The 18,082-nt window shown below is 63.6% G+C and carries 21 protein-coding genes; 15 read left to right on the plus strand and 6 right to left on the minus strand.

The annotated features are described in order from the left end of the window. Positions 1-128: 128 nt before the first annotated feature. From FJV43_RS18025 to FJV43_RS18045, 5 genes are all read left to right on the plus strand, one after another. Positions 129-329, plus strand: a complete 201-nt coding sequence (locus FJV43_RS18025) for a hypothetical protein (protein WP_239629005.1) — start codon at positions 129-131, stop codon at positions 327-329. A gap of 9 nt (positions 330-338) precedes the next feature. After that, positions 339-743 carry a hypothetical protein gene (locus FJV43_RS18030; RefSeq protein WP_239629008.1) on the plus strand — a complete coding sequence of 135 codons (405 nt, stop codon included), beginning with the start codon at positions 339-341 and terminating at the stop codon, positions 741-743. A 413-nt stretch (positions 744-1,156) separates the two neighbouring features. After that, positions 1,157-2,875 (plus strand): tyrosine-type recombinase/integrase, encoded by a 1,719-nt coding sequence (locus FJV43_RS18035; protein WP_239629010.1) that lies wholly within the window; start codon positions 1,157-1,159, stop codon positions 2,873-2,875. A 487-nt stretch (positions 2,876-3,362) separates the two neighbouring features. Beyond that, entirely contained in the window at positions 3,363-3,761 is a 399-nt protein-coding gene (locus tag FJV43_RS18040; RefSeq protein WP_239629012.1) for a hypothetical protein, read from the plus strand. A gap of 50 nt (positions 3,762-3,811) precedes the next feature. Then, positions 3,812-4,183 (plus strand): hypothetical protein, encoded by a 372-nt coding sequence (locus FJV43_RS18045; protein WP_239629014.1) that lies wholly within the window; start codon positions 3,812-3,814, stop codon positions 4,181-4,183. Here FJV43_RS18045 and FJV43_RS18050 read toward each other — a convergent pair. Next, the gene (locus tag FJV43_RS18050) at positions 4,180-4,356 is read right to left on the minus strand and encodes a hypothetical protein (protein WP_239629016.1); all 177 of its coding nucleotides are present in this window, start codon (positions 4,354-4,356) and stop codon (positions 4,180-4,182) included. The two genes, FJV43_RS18045 and FJV43_RS18050, sit on opposite strands and share 4 nt — an antisense overlap. 35 nt (positions 4,357-4,391) lie before the next feature. Between FJV43_RS18050 and FJV43_RS18055 the strand changes: the two genes are divergently transcribed. The 6 genes from FJV43_RS18055 to FJV43_RS18080 all read left to right on the plus strand — a co-directional run bounded on the left by FJV43_RS18055 (position 4,392) and on the right by FJV43_RS18080 (position 9,621). Next, complete coding sequence (locus FJV43_RS18055; RefSeq protein ID WP_239629018.1) at positions 4,392-4,769, plus strand: hypothetical protein; 378 nt, start codon at positions 4,392-4,394, stop codon at positions 4,767-4,769. Beyond that, positions 4,685-5,398, plus strand: a complete 714-nt coding sequence (locus FJV43_RS18060; RefSeq protein WP_239629019.1) for a hypothetical protein — start codon at positions 4,685-4,687, stop codon at positions 5,396-5,398. Before FJV43_RS18055 ends, FJV43_RS18060 begins: the two co-directional genes overlap by 85 nt. Continuing rightward, positions 5,395-5,997 carry a hypothetical protein gene (locus FJV43_RS18065; protein ID WP_239629021.1) on the plus strand — a complete coding sequence of 201 codons (603 nt, stop codon included), beginning with the start codon at positions 5,395-5,397 and terminating at the stop codon, positions 5,995-5,997. The genes FJV43_RS18060 and FJV43_RS18065 overlap by 4 nt, the downstream gene beginning before the upstream one ends. A gap of 240 nt (positions 5,998-6,237) precedes the next feature. Next, a complete protein-coding gene (locus FJV43_RS18070; protein ID WP_239629023.1) occupies positions 6,238-7,098 on the plus strand; it encodes an Abi family protein in 861 nt (286 codons plus the stop codon). Positions 7,099-7,381: 283 nt separating this feature from the next. After that, positions 7,382-8,929, plus strand: a complete 1,548-nt coding sequence (locus FJV43_RS18075) for an adenylosuccinate synthetase (RefSeq protein WP_239629024.1) — start codon at positions 7,382-7,384, stop codon at positions 8,927-8,929. Then, on the plus strand, positions 8,926-9,621 hold the full coding sequence (locus FJV43_RS18080) for a hypothetical protein (protein WP_239629026.1): 696 nt from the start codon (positions 8,926-8,928) through the stop codon (positions 9,619-9,621). Before FJV43_RS18075 ends, FJV43_RS18080 begins: the two co-directional genes overlap by 4 nt. An 8-nt stretch (positions 9,622-9,629) precedes the next feature. On the opposite strand, the gene FJV43_RS18085 is transcribed toward FJV43_RS18080, so the two are convergent. The 5 genes from FJV43_RS18085 to FJV43_RS18110 all read right to left on the minus strand — a co-directional run bounded on the left by FJV43_RS18085 (position 9,630) and on the right by FJV43_RS18110 (position 15,077). Beyond that, on the minus strand, positions 9,630-10,997 hold the full coding sequence (locus tag FJV43_RS18085; RefSeq protein WP_239629027.1) for a hypothetical protein: 1,368 nt from the start codon (positions 10,995-10,997) through the stop codon (positions 9,630-9,632). 88 nt (positions 10,998-11,085) lie between these two features. Continuing rightward, positions 11,086-11,658 carry a hypothetical protein gene (locus tag FJV43_RS18090; RefSeq protein WP_239629029.1) on the minus strand — a complete coding sequence of 191 codons (573 nt, stop codon included), beginning with the start codon at positions 11,656-11,658 and terminating at the stop codon, positions 11,086-11,088. 521 nt (positions 11,659-12,179) lie between these two features. Next, a complete protein-coding gene (locus FJV43_RS37155; protein ID WP_256457581.1) occupies positions 12,180-12,932 on the minus strand; it encodes a lyase family protein in 753 nt (250 codons plus the stop codon). A 901-nt stretch (positions 12,933-13,833) separates the two neighbouring features. Further along, complete coding sequence (locus FJV43_RS18105; protein ID WP_239629031.1) at positions 13,834-14,697, minus strand: ImmA/IrrE family metallo-endopeptidase; 864 nt, start codon at positions 14,695-14,697, stop codon at positions 13,834-13,836. 8 nt (positions 14,698-14,705) lie between these two features. After that, entirely contained in the window at positions 14,706-15,077 is a 372-nt protein-coding gene (locus tag FJV43_RS18110; RefSeq protein WP_239629033.1) for a helix-turn-helix transcriptional regulator, read from the minus strand. A gap of 183 nt (positions 15,078-15,260) precedes the next feature. Between FJV43_RS18110 and FJV43_RS18115 the strand changes: the two genes are divergently transcribed. Genes FJV43_RS18115 through FJV43_RS18130 form a run of 4 tightly spaced genes read left to right on the plus strand, consistent with a single transcriptional unit; the run spans position 15,261 to position 18,065 of the window. Then, positions 15,261-16,178, plus strand: a complete 918-nt coding sequence (locus FJV43_RS18115; RefSeq protein WP_239629035.1) for an AAA family ATPase — start codon at positions 15,261-15,263, stop codon at positions 16,176-16,178. 2 nt (positions 16,179-16,180) lie between these two features. Then, a complete protein-coding gene (locus tag FJV43_RS18120) occupies positions 16,181-16,663 on the plus strand; it encodes a hypothetical protein (RefSeq protein ID WP_239629037.1) in 483 nt (160 codons plus the stop codon). Beyond that, positions 16,660-17,166 (plus strand): HORMA domain containing protein, encoded by a 507-nt coding sequence (locus tag FJV43_RS18125; protein WP_239629039.1) that lies wholly within the window; start codon positions 16,660-16,662, stop codon positions 17,164-17,166. The genes FJV43_RS18120 and FJV43_RS18125 overlap by 4 nt, the downstream gene beginning before the upstream one ends. Then, positions 17,166-18,065, plus strand: coding sequence for a CBASS oligonucleotide cyclase (locus tag FJV43_RS18130; RefSeq protein ID WP_239629041.1), 900 nt, complete (start codon positions 17,166-17,168; stop codon positions 18,063-18,065). Before FJV43_RS18125 ends, FJV43_RS18130 begins: the two co-directional genes overlap by 1 nt. Positions 18,066-18,082 lie beyond the last annotated feature (17 nt).

The raw sequence follows: 18,082 nt of genomic DNA on the forward strand, positions 1-18,082 counted from the left end.
TTCAGGTATCGTCGTCATGCGGTCGTCGCGCGCCCCCAGTTCGGCTGCCTGTTCGCGATCCTTAACATTCTTGAATCCCAAGATCCAAAAAACTGCGCTAGGATAGCAAAGGCCAAAGGGGGGCTTTTATGTTCGATCAGGCCATGAAGGCGCTGTTGCGCGCCGTTCTCGATGAGGTCTGCGCGAACGTCTCGCGGTCCGAGATGGGCGCGCGTACGCATGTCGCGTCCAAAATCCTCGAGGCCGCCAATAGGGGCGAGATCTCGCCCGAGGACCTGAAGCAGATCGGTCGCAAAGCCCTGTCGCAAGCACCGACCATGTGGCGCTGAGGGGCGAGCGTGAATTTCCAGGTCACGGTGTTGAAGATATTGGTAAGCTATCCCGATGGTTTCGCCGTCATGGACGATCTCAAGCGCGACATGGCGCTTCTAGCGACGAGCGGCCGCGACTGGGCCGATCGCACCAAGCGGCTGGCCGCGCGCGTGCCGGACCTCGACATCTTCACGCAAGGTCATGTCGCGCGCGAGCATGGCGGCTGGAGGATCACCGACCAGGGCCGCGCCGTGCTCGAATTCATGGAGGAACGGTCCGCCGTCGATCAGCCGGTCGAGGCGGCTCCCGCCGAGCAGTCCGACACGACGATAGTGGCGCAGCGGCTGCCCGCGGAACGAGTTCGGCGACGGCGAGAACGTCCGGAGCGTCGAAGGCAAGCTGCGGAACGAGCACGGGCGGCCGTGTCCTAGCGTCGCGTTTCGATTTTTCCCTTCCAATTTTTGGGGACGAACGCTCAAGCGCCGCTCAAGAAGCTGCTCGCCAAGAAAGACCAGTCGTTGGTTTGCGCTTGCAATCTGCGGGCAGCCTTTGCGGTATACGAGGCATGAAGATCCGGCCGCCTCCCTTCGGGGGCTTTCGCTCTGTCCAAAACGATAGCAGGAAAGTCATCCAAGAACGGGTGCGCGGGGCTTGCGAGCAATCCGGTTCGAGTTGCCATCCGATGACTGCTACGGCAACTCTCTCTTCCGGTCGGGCGGGGCAAGCCTCGTCGGACGCTCAATGAGCACACGTTCGGGGAGGTCGGGCCAGCTTAGGAAATATTTCACGGTATCGGATCATAATGGCCGGCCGGCATCCATCGCCAGCCCTTGTGAGCGTCCTCGTGCCGAAAAACAAAGAACAGAAAGAGCGGGGGCCTATCCGCGACAAGAGCGGGGTCTACCATTACCGTCGAAGAATTCCCGACGACGTGCGGCGGGTGCTGCGCGAACTGGACGCGAATTCCGGAGGGAACGGTCCCAAGCACGACAAACGGGAGGAGAAGAAGCGTCTGGGGAGGAACGCGACCTTCGCCCAGTCGGCATGGGAAAAGCACGATCGTGCCGTGGAAGCCAGATGGGCAGAATTGCGCAGCGGCCAATCGAGCGAACTCACCCGGATCCACATCCAGGCGTTCGCCGGCGAGATCCACCGGCGCTGGCTCAAGCTCTATCCGCCCAAGGATCCGAATACCCGCGAGGGCGCGAGCCATACGCTTCGGGTCTTGCAGGAGATCGACGGCGAGATCGAGAGGGAGTTCACCTCGCCCGCCTTCGATGACGATCGGCTCGAATTTCTCCATGGCGATCACGTGGAAGCCGTACTGGCGGCCCGCGGCCTGACCGTGAGCCACGGCGTCCGCTGGCTCCTGATCGCGGCCGCGCAGGATGCCGCCAAGCACGCGTGCCGCGTCGCCATCAGAAAGGCGGGCGGAGATCTTCGACCCGATCCCGACGCCGATCTCTATCCCGAATGGCCCAGCCTAGAGAACACGACGCTGTCCGGCATGTGCGCCGCCTGGATACGGAGAAGGCCTCAAGCAAAGCCGGAGACGCATGCCGCCTTCAAGGCCTGCGTCGACCAGTACATCGCGTTCGTCGGCAGCAACGACGTGTCGGATGTGACGAGCGATCAGCTGCGGAAATGGCTGGAGCATCTGAAGATCGAGCGAGACCTGAGCGATATCCGCATCAGGGACGGATATTTCGCAGCCATCAAGACGATATTCAACTCGGCGCGCAAACAAGGCGTGATCAAGGTAAACCCTTGCGACGAGATCGTCCTCGAGGGTAAGCCGCTGCCGCGCAAGCGAGAGAAGGATCTTCGCGACGGGGAGGTCTTCGCGATCCTGAGGGCAAGCCTGGAGCCTCAGGGGGACGCCTCGCCGGACGTCGCGAACGCCCGGCGGTGGGTCCCCTGGTTGCTCGCCTACACCGGCGCGCGGGTCGCGGAGATGACGCGGCTGGAGTCGAAACACATCCTGTTCGAAGCGGGCGTGTGGGGCATCGATATCCAGCAGAGCAAAAACGGGCGCCCGCGCATCGTTCCCATCCACCGTCATCTCATCGAGCAGGGTTTTCTCGAATTCGTGCTCGAACGCGAGGGGCTGCCGCTGTTCTTCGACGCCGAGAAGCTGAAGGACGATCCTCTCGTCGTGCACAAGACCCGCGCGGAAGGGCTCGCCGAGTGGGCACGCAAGGTCGCCGAAATCGAGAAGGGCTCGGTCGCGCCCAACCACGGCTGGCGCCATCGCTTCAAAACGGAGTGCCGCCGCATATCGATGGATCGCGAAGTGCGCCTCTACATCCAAGGCCACGCGTTCAAGATGGAAGGAGAAAAATACGGATTTTTCCCTGTGGACGTGACGGCGGCATGGATGGAGTTGTTTCCGACATACCACGTCGATGGTGACAGGCTGCACGTCGATCGGGTCAGCGGAAGCGACATGCTCTTGCGGGCTTTCTCGCTTCTGCAGAGAGAGCGTACCCTTCAGGTGCCGGAAAGGCCGGTAGATTTTGACCTGGACCACCGGCTTACTTTTGATAAGCCGAAAGCCGTCTAGGGGTCCGGGAGCCTCTTCCTATACCAACTTGGTTGATTAGCTAGTGGCGCGGCAGGATGACCTTCGATGACGAAATGGCTGAACGGGTCGTAGGCACGATCATCGCGGCCGTGGTCGTTCAGTGGCTTTGCCGGCCAAGGCCACGGCTATGAGCTTGAGCGGTTCCTCTGTCGCCATCGGTAGTGCCGGAAGAGCCAGAGAGGAGCGCGGCCCGAGTTTATGATCGACCGTCTCACGTTTGATGGCGGGGCGCTCTTACATAGGAAAGGACAGCGGAATATCGACGGTTCCGGGCGCCCGAATGTCTCGCGGCGGTCTGAGTGGTACGTATCCCCAAAGCGCGTGATTTCATCGGCACGCCATCGGAAGGTCCCGCTCTTTCGCCGGCCGAATCCTAGACTGATTTGAGAACTGATTGACCTCGCCCCGACTGATCAACTTCGAAAACCGGCGATAGTCCGACGCGGAGATCGGCCCTGCCACCACCGTGAAGGAGTTCGTCGATATCGCCGTCATCAAGACGGGGATCGAATGCCTGCTTGAGGTCTACGTCGAGGACGCCGAGGAGCCGCTCGGCCCCGACTCCGTCCTGATCGAGCATCTGTCGGTCGAGTTCGCGCCGCTTCACGTCGCCAAGCCGGGCAAGATCGCGACCACGGTCCGCTACCAGCGCCGTCACGTCGAGCACCCGTTCCGTACGTCGGCCACGAGCGCGAAGGTGACGCGGTGGGCGGTCGGCAAGCTTGCGCCCACCGAGGATCCGATCGACTTTCAGTTGAAACACGACGGCGACGTGCTGCCGTCGGACTCGCATCTTGGCCAGGCGGCTCGCGGCGAGAAGTCGATCGTCCTCGATCTCGTCTTCAAGGTGGAGCCGCAGGGCTAGACCATGTGACCCGATCACGACGCTCTCATGCGCGCCAGGGTCGCTGGGCCTTGCTCGGCAACAAGTTCCCGATCGCGATGTTCTTCGTCGCGGCGCCCGTTCGTCTCAGCGGCCCGACCGGCTTCCTGCTGCGGTCGGACTGTTCCGGATATCCGGCGACAGCGCCGACCTCGCAGCTTTGGCACGGCCGCGACAACCAGCCGCTGGCCGAAGCGCACCGGCCCAAGAACAAGCAGGGCGGCACGATGGTCTCGTTTACCCAGAGGTCGACGCCGTGCCTCTACCACCCCGTCGACCGGTTCGCGCGGAGCCATTGGCCCGGTCAGTACCACGAACTCTGCTGGACTGCCGACAAGACGATCGTCTTTCTGCTGGAGACCGTACATGGCCTTCTCGATTCTACGGAATATTCGGGGCGCTAGTCTTCCCGCCGCGGCGCTTGAACTGCCGCAGGAGTTTGTGGCTGGAAACGTTGGCGCTGCTGCGTGAGTGCGGCCGGGGCCGTCGCGAGAGCGGCGGCTTCCTTCTCGGCCGCCGGGTCGACGGCCTCAGGACGATCGAAGCGTTTCTGCCCTACGACGATGTCGATCCGCACGCGTTGCGGGGGCGATCCTGTTCGACGGTTCGAAGATGGACGTCGTCTGGGATCTATGCCGCCGCGAAGGACTGGAGGTCGTCGCCGACGTCCACACCCATCGCGGCGGCGTCGGTCAGAGCCAGACCGATCGCGACAACCCGATGCTACCGGAGGTCGGGCACGTCGCGATCATCGTGCCGAACTTCGCGGATCGTACGTACCTGCCGGGCCAAATCGGCATCTACGAATATCGCGGCCGCCGGCAGTGGACCGATCGCAGCGACGACGCCGGCAGGTACTTCGCGGTCAGGAGGTTCGCACGAACCTTTCGATCGAAGATGATCGCTTGGCGCAACTGCTCATGCGCGGCGACGGGCATGTCGGCTACGACGAGGCGCGGCGAAGGCTCGATCAGGCCGCGCTGGTTCTGAGCGCCGATGCCGCGACTGGCGCGCCGTGGATCCAGGCGGCGCTGCTTACCGCGGCGGAATGCGGCGTGCGGATGTTTCCCGGCGGCGTCTATCTCCGCTCCGATTTTGGCGACACGACCGTTGTCGGGCAGCTCGGCAGATGGCCCATCCGTCGGCATCTCGAACTCGCGCGGTGCCGTTCTACGGGTGCGCCCGCGAACGCCATCGGCTTGCACGTCGGTACCGAGCGTCGGCGGATGCAGGGCGGGGCGCTATGCTGGGCCGATGGCTGGGCAGGCCTTGTCGGCATCCAGGCGCCGGCCGATTTGCCCCGGGGCGGCAGCGAAATCGGCGGCGTGATGGCGGCCGCCATGGGCATCGGCGAGGTCTTCCGCAGTGTCGTGCTCGGAGACAAGCTCGCCTGTCGCAGGGCTTCAAGATTGTCGGCGTTGTCGCCGGGCTGCGAAGACGCTGCCGGCATCGATCTCGCCTACCTGCCCGCGGCGTACTGGATGTTGGGGCTCGGCAATCTCGGTCAGGCCGCGCTGTGGACGATAGGACTTCTCCCGTATGCCGATACGGGCATGGTCTCCCTGTTTCTTCAGGACGCGGAGAAGTCCGAAGTCGGCAATCTCGCCTCCAGTTGTTGACCAAGCCCGACTGGATTGGCCGCAAAAAGGCTCGCAACGCGGCGTCGTGGGCGGAGGCGCGTGGCTTCGGCACCACGGTCATCGAAAGCAGGTTCGCCGATGGCATCAAGCGCTCGGCGGACGAGCCCGGCCTGGCGATCGTCGGCGTCGACAATCTCGCGGCTCGGCGCGCGGCGGCCGGTTCGAACTTCGACCTCGTCCTCGATGCCGGCCTCGGTGCCACGCCCTCGGAGATCTTCGACATTCGGCTCCATGGCTTCCCCGGAGGGCGCTCGCCCGAGCAGGCGTGGCCTCAGCTGGACGGTCACTTGGAAGTTACGCTTGTCCCGGCGCTCCAAGAGCTCGTCGACGCCGGTCGCATCGATCGCTGCGGGGCGTTGACGATCGCCGGCCGCAGTCTCGGCGTGCCCTCGACGGCGGTCGCCGCAGCCGCGATCCAGGTGGCACAAGCTTGCCGGGCCGTCAGCGACGGCACTTTCGTCGATCTCGCCGACGTGGCGTTGACGAACTGTCGTCGCGCTGCCGGCCGCCGGCATATGCTGGCCAGACCGGGATCCTTCCGTCCGTACGGACCAGGCTGGGCGCGCGGCCATCGGTGAAACGTGAGGTGGCTTGGTACCGCAACGACGCCGCGGAAAATCCAAGTGGATTGAGGAGTTTGCGCCGGTTGCAGTATGTTGCCACAATCTGTTAACCTCGAGTTGTGGGACGGCTTGACTACATTCGATGGAATCGGTAAATAAGACGCATCAACACCCCCCACGCCTCTCAACGATGCGCACCAGGGGGGTTTTCTTTTGTGCGGAGAGTCGCGAACGTTTACGAAGCCGGCGCTGTCGGTGTCCGACCAATTGGCCCTCTTGGAAGGCCGGGGTTTGACGATTCCGGACCGGGCAGCGGCCCAGATGTCGCTCAGACATATAGGCTATTACCGCCTGTCCGCGTACATGCGGCCGTTCCAATCGACGGACCGAACACACAAATTCCACGCCGGAACCACGTTCGATCAGATTGCGACGCTCTACTCCTTCGACCGGAAGCTTCGCGTTATTTTCCTTGACGCGATCGATCGCATCGAGGTTGCGATCCGCTCGGCCCTCACCGAGTCCCTCGGGATCAAGCACGGCTCTCACTGGTTTCTGGATCCTAAGCATTTTGCTGCCTCGACGAACCATGCCGAGCTTCTGCAGAAGCTGAAGGACGAGATCGGTCATTCCGATCCCCGGAAGAGGGCGGTGCACATCGCACATTACTATGAGAGCTACGACGTGCCGGACATGCCGCCTTCGTGGATGATCGTCGAAGCGATATCCTTCGGTAGCCTCGCGAACCTGGTCAGAAACCTCAACTTGGCGAATTCGAAGTCGGTCGCGTGGCTGATCGGACTTCAAGAGCCGGCACTGAAGTCCTGGTGCCTTTCGCTCTCCTACTTGCGAAACCTATGCGCGCATCACAGCCGCATCTGGAACCGCGTGTACACGCTGAAGCCCACGACCATCAGGCAGTATGATGACGAGCTGAATCCGAACGACCGGACGTACGCCCAGGCAGTAAGCCTCAAGATCATGCTCAACAAATGCTCGGGGCCATCGAACTGGACGCAGAGGTTGAAGGACCTGATCGATGAGTTTCCCGACACTCCCATCGATAAGATGGGTTTTCCTCAAGATTGGAAGACGCGCACGATCTGGAAGAGCTGAGCTGATAGGCCGCGCATCGGGCCGAGGGCGGCGAAGTCCCGTTCGGCCATCCAATCAGTTCTGCATCCCGCGGTGCACCAGCTCGGATGCAAGGGTACGCGGCGCACCGCTGCCGCGGGCGGCTTCGGCCGCGAACATCCCTTGATACTTCGTCCGGAAGATCGGTTCGGTGTGGACAAGAGCGGCGCGCAACACTTACCCTGCGAGTGGCATTTCAATCAGAGGTTTATGCGTGCGTTACATTATTGCGATCTCGGGACCGGTTGCGGTCGGAAAGTCGGCCTTGGCCGAGGAGCTGCTTCGTAGATTCAGCTCCCATCGGATTTCGACGCGGACGTTGCTGTTGGACGAGGGTTGCCCGAACGAACGCGATGCGCTGATCGAGGCAGGCAAGCGGTTGGACGTGGACACTGACGGCCGATGGGTCCGCGACGGCATCGCTCGATACGTCGCCGAGCACGAAGGCAAGGACGTGATCCTGGTCGATGCGGTCAGGACCGCCCGGCAGGTCGCACACCTCCGCGAGACATACGGCGATCGGCTCGTCCACGTGCATGTCACGGCACCGTTCGAGGTGGTCAAGAAGCGCTACGAAGACCGCGGTTCTGTCGCCGACACTGGCATGACGTACGATCAGGTCAGGGCCGATGCGACCGAAGCCGGCGTTTGGTCGCTGGACGGCACGGCCGACAGGGTCGTCGAAAATCACAATCAGGAGCCCGCGTCGCTGCTTGCCTTGGCGGTGGCTGGGCTCGAGCTATTCCCGGGCAAGGCCGTTCCGCTCGTCGACGTCATCGTGAGCGGCCAGTACGGTAGCGAAGGCAAAGGGCATATCTGCGCTCATATCGCTACGGATTACGGCATCCTGGTGCGGGTTGGCGGCCCCAATGCCGGCCATCAGGTGGCGGATCCCAGGTACAACTACAGACAATTGCCGTCCGGCACCCAGTCCAATCCGGCTGCGAAAATATTGATCGCTGCGGGATCGACGATCTCGCCGACCCGAATTCTACGCGAGATCGCACAGTGCGACGCCGCGCATCGCATCGTCATCGACGAGCAGGCCATGGTGATCGAAGACGCCGACGTGGCGTTCGAAAGCCAAGAAGGCGGTCTCGGAACGATCGGTTCGACAAAGTCGGGCGCCGGCTCTGCGCTGGCCCGTAAGATATTGAATCGAGGTAAACAGCCGATGTTGGGCGGCCCCGTCAGGCTGGCGAAAGATCATCCCGACCTGCAGCCGTTCGTCCGCTCCGTCGGTTGGGAGCTCGAGAAGGCCTATTCGTCGGGGACGCGTGTAATGCTCGAAGGCACGCAAGGCACCGATCTGAGCATCCATCATGGTCACTACCCGAACGTCACGGCGCGAGAGACCACAGCGGCCGGCTGTCTCGCAGACGCCGGAATAGCTCCGTCGCGCGTGCGCAGGGTCGTCATGGTCATGAGGCGATATCCGATCCGGGTCGGCGGCGAGTCGGGCCCCATGGGGATCTTGCTCGATTTCGAAACGATTTCGAAACGGTCGGGCGTGCCTCTGAAGGAGATCGAGGAAACCGAAGTCGGGTCGGTGTCGGGAAACAAGCGCCGGATCGCCGAGTTCGATTTCGAGCAGCTTCGTCGTTCGTCGATCCTCAACGGGGCCACCGACATCGCATTGTCGTTTTCGGACTACATCAGCATCGACAACCGAAAGGCCCAAACCTACGACCAACTCACCGCCGAAACGCACGAATTCATCGCGTCCATCGAGAAGGTTGCGAACGCGCCCGTATCGTTGATATCGACGCAATTCGCCAAGTTTGGCGTCATTGATCGAAGGGATTGGCGGTGACGGAAGAAGAACTGCTGGAGAACTATCCGCGTCTTTACCACATGGCGGAAGACGCAAGTTGGGAGTCGGTCGCCCGCCACGGCCTGCTGTCGACGACTGCGCTGCTCGACCTCTACGAACTCGGGGGCGAGGAGCGGCGTACGCTGGAATCCGAGCGCCGACCGGAATCGGTCAAGATATCGCGGGACGGGTTGCCGGTGGCCGTGGTCCGCGACCAGAAGCCGATGACCCGCTCCGCGCTGGAAAAGTGCCTGACTGACGGCACGACGCCCGAAGAGTGGTTCGAAACGTTGAACGCGCGGGTGTTCTTCTGGCTCTCCAAGGATCGGCTTCAAGGACTCCTCGGTGCACGGGCCTATCGCGACAAACCGCAGACCGTCATCACGCTAGATACGAAGAGCCTGGTCGCTGCGCATCGCGACGCCATCACGCTCAGTCCGATCAACAGCGGTGCCACGATCTACAATCCGGTGCCGAGGGGACGCAGCACGTTCAAGCCCATCGCCGACTTTCCCTTCGACGAGCGCCGCAAGAAGCTGAAGAAGCCGATCAAGGACGCGGTGGTCGAGTTGACCGTGATGGGGGGCGTGCCCGACATCGAAGCTCACGCTCTGGCGGCACATCGCGTCTTCAAAGGCGAGAAAAAAGTGCTTTGGCGGCGCAAAGGCAGCGATCCTGGCGAGGGACCGTAGACGGCGGCCTACGCCGCCGAGGTCTCGGTCAGACGCGCGGGGCGCCGATGCTTGCGCAGCAGATCGGCCACATGCGACGTCAAGCCGACCTCGCCGCGGATGCGGACGCCGACGCCCGATGGCAGGCGGTGCAGCAGATTGCGCAGTTCTTCCAGGCCGCTCGACACGTCGAACGTCTCCCAGCGGTCGGCTTCGCCCGGAACGAGCGTGGACGCCGCGCTGTCCGTGGCGCCCTTGTGAAGCTGGACGATCCAGACGCGCTTGCCGTCGTGGACCCACTCGAACCGCACTGGTCCGAGCCGTTCCTTCGTCCGGTGATAGATCGCCTCGACGTCGCCCACCACGCTTTGCGGCAGGCGTTCCGGCACCTTCTGGCCGAGCATGAAGCGATCGCCTTCGCCGGCGGCGCCTTCGACGACGACTTCACCCCGCGCATCCGTGATGGCGGCGCCGGCGAAAGTAGCAGGGACTGCGGCCTGAGAGAGAACCGCCGAGATCGCTTCGCCGCTCGGGTCCTCCGCGTTGAGCAGGCGGAACGGATCGAGCCAGCCCTTGATGGTGGTGAATCTGCCGGGTTCCTGCTCGCGCGGGCACGTACGGGTCCACACTTCCTTCGACGAGGTCGCTTCGCCGAACGTGAACGGTGCGATGCGCCGCGAAATGCAGGTCGTCCGGGGAACGGGCAGGCCCATGGCGTGGGCGATCAACAGACCGAACGTCTTGTCGCCGATCAATCGGCTGAAGCGGTTCGGCCATTTGACGGCCGCCATGGCGGGCGCGCTGTCCGATCCTTCGTATTCCCACATCAGGGTGTGGGTCCGTCGCCAGCCACGCGGCTTGGGATGAATGCTGAACTCGAGTCGCCCGCGACCGGCGTCGACCGTTTCGACCGGGATGCCGTACACCGTCTCGATCAGGGCGAGCGCCCAGTCCAGCGGCAGCGATGACGTGCCGCCCTTTTCGACGCAGCGTGGCGTATCGTCGGGCGCGAACTCGGCCACGCCGCCCTGGATGACGCCGGATACGCCGCCATCGGAAACGTCGACCGTTTCGTTCGCGATGACGAAGAGACCCTCGGCCGACATGCTTCGGACCAGCGCTTCCGCCTTCGTCAGATCGGACAGGCCGTAGTGGAAGTCGCGGCTCCTCGGACTGTCTGGCGTGAAGCTGCGGAGGTTAATCGTCCCGTCGGGACTTTGCTCGATCAGGCTGCGGAGCGCGTCCGCCAAAGACGGGAACCTGTGGTTGGCGTCGAACCCGGCGACGCGGCAGAATTCCTGACGCGGTCGGTTCGCATCGGGAGAGAAGCTCACGAACTGCGCGACGTTCCCGACGCGGGCGAGCTCGTCCAACGAAACGTCCTTACGCAATGACATCGACCCGGCCCCTGTTACGCGTCCAGCTTCGGCATAAAGGCGCAAACGGCCGCTCGCTCCAGCCGTTCCGGAGAAATATCACCGCCTTTCACCGGACCTGGGATTGTCCCTTGACAATCCTCTCCCGCCGCAGGGTCTCGAACCGATCGAGCCACATCCGCTTAGCGGTTTCCGGTTGGAGGTGGCGGACCACGATCGGTGCAGGCCGTATGGTCAGCCCGGCGAGCCAGCCGTCCGTCCCCGGCGGCATGATCTGCCTTTGCTCGGCCGCGAGCACCCGCAGATCGGCTTCCTTTATCTGAGGAGGAAGAGGGGACGTGATGCCGAACCGCTTCAGGACGGCATCCTGGACCGCGGCTTCGATCCGCTTGAAGTCGGGAAGCATCTGCTTGAGCGGGCGCGTGATGTCGCCGATGAAGGCCTCGGCCGCGTCGTGCAGAAGCGCTTCGAATTCGAATCCTTCGGCGACGTCGCTCACCAGCAGGCTGTGTTCCGCCACCGAGTAGAACCGGCTGCATTGGCCGGAATACCGGCAGATGTGCGCGAGTCCGTGGGCGATGTCCTCGGCCGTGAAGTCGCTGGTGTGCGGCGAGGCGAAATCGAACCATGCGCCGCTATGGAGCATGATCGACGGTCCCACTTCTACCTTGACTGCGACCATCGCGCTCTTCTTCCAGGACATCGGACCCCATCAATATAATTCGGCGCGCAACGCAGCGCCACGGTCCGCAGCCTATAGCAATCGTTGTTGCATATAAAACGAAAATGTCGCAAATGGAGTCGTTCTCCCCTCCTCTCGAATGCGGTCTATGCCCCGAGGAAAGGTCGATCACTCCGCCGTCCAGCGGCTGCAGGAGTTCGCCGGCGAGCATCCTCACTGGAGCAGGCGGGAACTCGCGCGTCGGCTCGACTTGAGCCACTCGCTGGTCACCAGAGCTCTGGCCGGACGTCCCGTGACGGATGCGAGCGCGAAGCTGATCGGGCAGGGTTTGGATCGTCTGGGGAACGGCGACAGACCGCCTATTGATGTTGCATTTGCAACAGAATTGTTGCATTTACTTCAGCAGGCGCTGTCCTCCTTGGATCGTTCGCGGAGGACGAAAGGCCGACGCCGCAGACATTGAGCCGTGGGAGGCGACCGGCAAGCCGCCAGGCCAGATCGGGCTGCGCTAGGGGCTCGGGCTAGGTGCAACCGAACTCGTCGGCGATGGCGGACGCCAATCCGGTGTAGGTCGCGGGCGTGAAAGTCAGGAGGCGAGCGTTCGCGTCGTCCCCGATGTCGAGACCGCGCAGGAATTCAGGCAACTCGGCCGCGCCTACTCGGCGACCGCGGGTCAGGTCCCTCAGCAGGGCGTAAGGGTCGGCGATGCGCGAGCGACTGACAACGATCTCAGCGCGGACGACCGTCTGAATCGCCTCCGCGAGCACCTCCCAATTCGCCTCGAGCTCGGCAGCGAGCACGTCCTCCGCGAAGATCTCGCCGAGCCCGCGCTGCAGATTATCTAGGGCGGGCAGCGAGTGTGCGAACGCGACGTCGATATTGCGCTGGGTCGAGGAGCCGGTGAGATCGCGCCGGAGGCGCGAGGTGACCAGCGTCTGCGCGAGCGTGCCGAACAGCCCGCCCGAAATCTCGAGATTCGCCTCCGCCTTCTCGAAGCGCATGGGGTTAATCTTGTGCGGCATCGTGGACGATCCAGTCGCGCCGGGGATGGGAGTCTGCGCGAAGTAGCTCAGGGAGATGTAGGTCCACGCGTCGGTGACGAGATTATGCGGAACGCCGCCGGCGTGTCTAACGCGGCCGTAAAGTTCCACCCGGCAATCGTGCGGCTCGATTCGGGTGGCGAGATGGTTGAAACCGAGCCCGAGGGATTCGACGAACGTGCGGCAGAGGGCCAGCCAGTCCACGTCCGGCGCGGCGGCAGGTGCGCCGACCACGTGCCGGTGGCGCCAGAAAACTTCGCGACGTAGTCCGACGTCTTGATCTGCTGGCGATGCGTTGCAGCCGCCACGCGAACACCCCGATCTCCTTGCCCATCGTGGTAGGCGTCGCGGGCTGCCCGTGGGGACGGGCGAGCGTTGGGGTGTCGCGGTGCGACGCGGCCGGCGCCGTCAGCGAGCCGATGACGGCGCTGGAGCTTGGGCGGCCAGACGCGCGTCACCGCGCGCTTCGCGGTGAGAGCATAGGCAGCGGAGTTGATGTCGTCGCCCGTGCACAGTCAGTTCGCCGATAGCTCCAAGGCCTAGCTACTTGAGCCGATCGCGGACGAGGTGTTCGACGGCCTTGACGTCGTGGCGTGTGGTCGCTTCGGTTCGGCGAGCCGATCGATCTCGCCTTGGCCGAAGTCCGTGTGCAGTTCGCGCAGCCGTGCCTTTTCCGCTGCGCCGACGCCTTTGCGCCGAACAGCGAACATTCGGGGAGAGTAAGTAGCCACTCGGCCTCAACCTCGACGCGGGTTCGATTAAGTCTGGCCTACGAGAGGTAGTCAGTAACCGGGGTACCGCGGAACGAGAGCGGCCGTCTACGGGCTGAGCGGCAGAGGAGGTAGAGCGGTCATTGTATCTCCAGGCGACGATTAGGAGAGATCAGCCGCTCCCGCATTCAGCAAGCTCTCCAACAAGGTACGTCAAGATCGGCGTTGAAACCAACGAGGAACTTTCGAGTGAGGATCTCGTGAAACCCGACCCATAGTATGTCCGCAGAGCGCAATTCCGTATGCTTGAATCTCTGCGATATTTTCGAGTTGGAAAATGCGGCTTCGCCCGCAGGCGGAAGCATAGTGAGCCCGCAAACCGCTCGATGGCGGGACGAGGTGGCACCGATGGCGCACTAAGTGGCCTACCTGCGCTTCTTGCCGCTGGGCCACGGAAGCACCCCGTCAAGCTCGCGCAACCTATAGGAGTCTTCGTCCCATTGTTTCCGTTCGGGGGCGGGCGCCGCCATCTGATCGTCGTCAAACCACAGCAGCGTCAGCGTCTGGTCCCACTGCCCCAAGTGGAGTGCATCCTCGAAGAGCGCTGCGTCGCGCGACCAGTCTTCGAACCACGAATCCGGCTCTGCGTCCTCGACCCCTGACGGCGTTTCACCTGAGCGAACGCGCGCGCTGTAGGAGTCCGTCGGCAGAGACGAACCCGGCCTGATCCAACCTTTCGCTTCGCGAAGACGCGCCGACCGGGCGCTGTACCGGACCTTGCCTCCCTCGGAGACAACGAACGCGCACAGTTCGCGGGAAAAGGTCGCGAAGCGCGAGCCAGTGGAAATCAGGGACGCGTCGAATTCGTCCGCGAGACTTCCAATAGCCGCGAGCGCCATGTCGGCACTGTCGACGCGGGGCTTAAACAGTTTATGGGGCAGCAGCAACTCGGCCGCGAAAACGTCGCAAGCGATCTCGCCTGGGGGGCGGCGCGAATAGCTCCAGCTCGGCGTCGCATGGTCGGAGGCGATTTCAAGAACGACGTGGGCGACCTCATGGCAGACGCTGAACCGTTGCCGCCGCGCGTTATGCGCGCAATTTACGCAGATCCGGTACTTGCCCGCGCTGTCTCGGAAGGACCAAGCGTCCTCGTTCTCTTCAAGCGCCTCCTTGAGCACTTCCCCGCCGATCTGGGAGGCGTAGGCATCGACCGAAACCGGCAATGCCAAGGGTCCGCAACGTCCGATGAACTCACGCGCCTTCATAGCGATGCCGAGCTCATCGATCATGGTATCCCCTATGTCATGAATTTGCGGATGCGGGCGAGGGAGGTCGCATAATCGGGGCGCGCGCCGCGGTTAACGACCGTTGTCAGCATGTGGAACTGATCAAAGGTGATGCTTGGATCGCCTCGAACGAACTCCACAAGCTTGACGTCGAGGTTGGTGTGGTCGACGAGGAAGCGAAGTATCTCCGCGTCGCGCTTGGGGGGCGCGAGCGCCGATATCAGCTTGTCCACCACCTCCTTGGAAGGGGCCTCCTTCGTTCCGGTCTCGAGGCGGTAGATGTAGGCGTGGTCGACGCGGCTGCGGTCAGCGACTTCCCGCAAGCTCATGCTGCGGCGTTCCCGCAGGTCCTTCAACCAGGTCCCAAGCGCCGTCCCCGGCATTCGCCCTCTCAACAAAATTCCGCCACATTCGGCCTGTTGTCTGGCTGGACAACACGCCCTTGCCCCGCTGCGCGGCCTGGGCGTCTTTATGAGCCCGGGCGTTGTCTGACTGGACACCAGCTTTACAGCCTCATGTGGGGAATGCAAGCGCAGAGAGGTCGAATGCACCCCCAGGAGGTGAACGTGACGGCGCAACTCAAAGCTCTTTCCGCGGAGATCGATTTGCCGAAAGGCATTCAGCGGATCCTGTCCCTGCCGAACGACCAGCTCGGCGCCCTCTGGAGCTCGATCGTCATCGACCGCGCGATCAAGGACAAGCTCGAGGCCCAGGGCATCTTGAACTTCACGGTCCGTGAGAAGGTCTCGCGGACCGTGCTCCCGCTCCACGGCGTCATCCTGCTGGTGGGACCACCCGGCACCGGCAAGACGTCGCTGGCCCGCGGCCTTGCCAACCAAATCGCCAAGGCTTTCCCGGGCGGCAAGTTCCGCCTGATGGAGGTCGAGCCGCATCAGCTCGCAAGCTCTTCCCTCGGCAAGAGCCAGCGTGCGGTTACCGAACTGTTCGGCCAAGCGATCGCCGAAGCGGCCGCCGGCGGTCCGGTGGTGGTCCTGCTCGACGAGGTCGAGACGCTCGCCGTGGATCGCGCGAAGCTGAGCATGGACGCCAATCCGGTGGACGTGCATCGCGCCACCGACGCGGTTTTGGTCCAACTGGACGCACTGGCGGAGCACTACCCGAACCTCCTGTTCGTCGCGACCAGCAACTTCCCCCGCGCGGTCGACAGCGCGTTCACCTCGCGCTGTGACCTCATCGTCGAGATCCCGCTTCCCGCCAAGGAAGCCTGCGCGCAGATCCTGAAAGACTGCCTGACCGGGCTCGGCGCGACCTATCCCGCCGTCGCCAGGCTCGCGAACGCGGCCGGTTTCGCGGACTGCGCCGCCGCCTGCGTTGGGCTCGACGGCCGCGCGATCCGCAAAATGGTCGCGAGCGCGCTCGCGAGTGATCCGGAGACAGCGGTGCGTCCGGAGAAGGTCACTCTCGCGCAGATCCTCGCCGCGGCGAAGGCCGCGAAGGCCGCTCGTTCGGCGGCGGAGCGCTGACCATGAGCACCGTCTACCGCCGCACCTTCGCCGCCACCCCCGCCCGCGATGCCCTCTCGACCTGGAGCGCGATCGTGGACGTGCTCGCGCCCGGCGCCACGCATCCCGCCCGCAAGGAGCTGACGTCGGTCGCCGGCATCGCGGCCAGCATCATCTCGGACCGCTCGCCGAAGGACCATGCCATCGTGGCAACCTGCGACGGCCCGCGCACCCGCGTCTATTGCCTCTTCGACGACGACGCGGTCGACGGTTCGGACGCCAACGAAGCCGCGCTCGGTTACGACGCCTTGAAGGGCGATTGGGCCGTCTCGCTGCCCTGCGACGCCGACGAGCTCGACTGGGTGCAGCGGGCGCTGAAGAAGCACGGAACCAGAATCACGGCGCGCGAACCCGACGCGCCGGTCGCCGCCGACCAGGACGAGCCGGCCGCGGCGGCGGCCCGGCTCTCGCTCGTCCCCGACCTGAAAGGATTGCGCGAACCATGACCGCCGTGGCCGTAAACGTCTACTCTCACACGCATTCGGTCACTTACGTGGCCGAGAACATCCTCAAGAGCCTGAAGGACATCATCCGTCTCAGCGGGCTCGACCCCGGCGAGTTCGTAAAGGATTGGGACCTGCACATGCGTGGCATCGACGGGTGGCTACGCTCGGGCGATCTCGAATGCGTCAAGCTCGACATCTACCACCAGCGCTCCTGCCAGCTTCTCTTCCAATGGAATATCGAGATCTCCTACAGCTGGGCGGGCGGCGACGGCAGCTTCTGGACCGACACCGACCAGTTGAAATACGCGATCCGCAAGGCCGGTCTAGCGCCGAGCGAAGCGAAGTACGACCTGCGTCTGAACACGAAGCCGGGGCGCCACGACATCGCCGGCTGGAGCAAGATCGCGGCGCGCTCCACGGTGGGCATGGTGCGGCACAGCCTCGGCACCACCATCGGCCACGGCAGCCTCAGCGCCAGCACATCCTATCTGAGGAGACCCTGATGCTGACCACCAACGAAGCCTTCCGCAAGTTCAAGAGCAAGCTCGAGCTGAACCAGCGCGAGCAGGACAACGCGCGGTCGCGCGAGCAGGAAGTGCGCGAGTACCTCGACACCAAATTCTCCATCTACAGCGACTTCCTGACCGGCTCCTACGCGCGGTGGACCAAGACCAAGCCGCTCAAGGACGTCGACATCTTCTTCGTGATGAACCCGAACAAGCGCGACTACCGCTCCGAGGCGCCGTCGGTCGTGCTGGGCGACTTCCACGACGCGCTCGTCGACAAGTACGGCGAGAAGGCCGTCAAGAAGCAGGGGCGCTCGATCAACGTCGACTTCGGCGTGCAGGTCGACGCCGAGGACAACACCGACTACCGCATCATGAGCGTCGACGCCGTGCCCGCCTTCGTCGCCGGCGCCGACTACGAAATCCCCGACAAGGATCTCGGCAAGTGGATCAAGACCAACCCGAAGACGCATGCCGAGAAGGCGACGGCTGCCCATCAGGCCTATTCCAGCGAATGGAAGGGCCTCGTCCGCATGGTCAAATACTGGAACAACAATCCCAAGCACGGCGAGAAGCCGATCAAGCCGTCCTTCCTGATCGAGGTCATGGCGCTCGAGATCCTTTACGGTGGCTTCGGCGGCAGCTTCGACCGGGAGATCCAGGGCTTCTTCGCCACGCTCGGCGACCGGATCTTCGACACCTGGCTTGATCCCGCAGGGCTCGGACCTCCGATCAGCGACGGCATGGACCGGGCGCGCAAGGAGCGCGCCCGCGGCCTGCTGCTGGCGGCCGAGCAGGAGGCCGCATTCGCGATCGATCTGGCCCGCAAGGGGCGCCAGGGCGACTCGCTGAAGGCCTGGCGCGCTCTGTTCGGGCCGAAGTTTCCGATCTCTTGACCCGAATAGTGAAGCGC

It is taken from the genome of Bradyrhizobium sp. I71 (assembly GCF_022354745.1).
GTDB lineage: Bacteria > Pseudomonadota > Alphaproteobacteria > Rhizobiales > Xanthobacteraceae > Bradyrhizobium > Bradyrhizobium liaoningense.

What these genes read in the sequence shown, in the direction of transcription:
- FJV43_RS18085 (WP_239629027.1), bottom strand. Translation starts at nt 10,997, where the DNA reads ATGTCATTGCGTAAGGACGTTTCGTTGGACGAGCTCGCCCGCGTCGGG.
- FJV43_RS18120 (WP_239629037.1), top strand. Translation starts at nt 16,181, where the DNA reads ATGAGCACCGTCTACCGCCGCACCTTCGCCGCCACCCCCGCCCGCGAT.
- FJV43_RS18125 (WP_239629039.1), top strand. Translation starts at nt 16,660, where the DNA reads ATGACCGCCGTGGCCGTAAACGTCTACTCTCACACGCATTCGGTCACT.
- FJV43_RS18110 (WP_239629033.1), bottom strand. Translation starts at nt 15,077, where the DNA reads ATGCCGGGGACGGCGCTTGGGACCTGGTTGAAGGACCTGCGGGAACGC.
- FJV43_RS18025 (WP_239629005.1), top strand. Translation starts at nt 129, where the DNA reads ATGTTCGATCAGGCCATGAAGGCGCTGTTGCGCGCCGTTCTCGATGAG.
- FJV43_RS18055 (WP_239629018.1), top strand. Translation starts at nt 4,392, where the DNA reads ATGGACGTCGTCTGGGATCTATGCCGCCGCGAAGGACTGGAGGTCGTC.
- FJV43_RS18105 (WP_239629031.1), bottom strand. Translation starts at nt 14,697, where the DNA reads ATGATCGATGAGCTCGGCATCGCTATGAAGGCGCGTGAGTTCATCGGA.
- FJV43_RS18090 (WP_239629029.1), bottom strand. Translation starts at nt 11,658, where the DNA reads ATGGTCGCAGTCAAGGTAGAAGTGGGACCGTCGATCATGCTCCATAGC.
- FJV43_RS18130 (WP_239629041.1), top strand. Translation starts at nt 17,166, where the DNA reads ATGCTGACCACCAACGAAGCCTTCCGCAAGTTCAAGAGCAAGCTCGAG.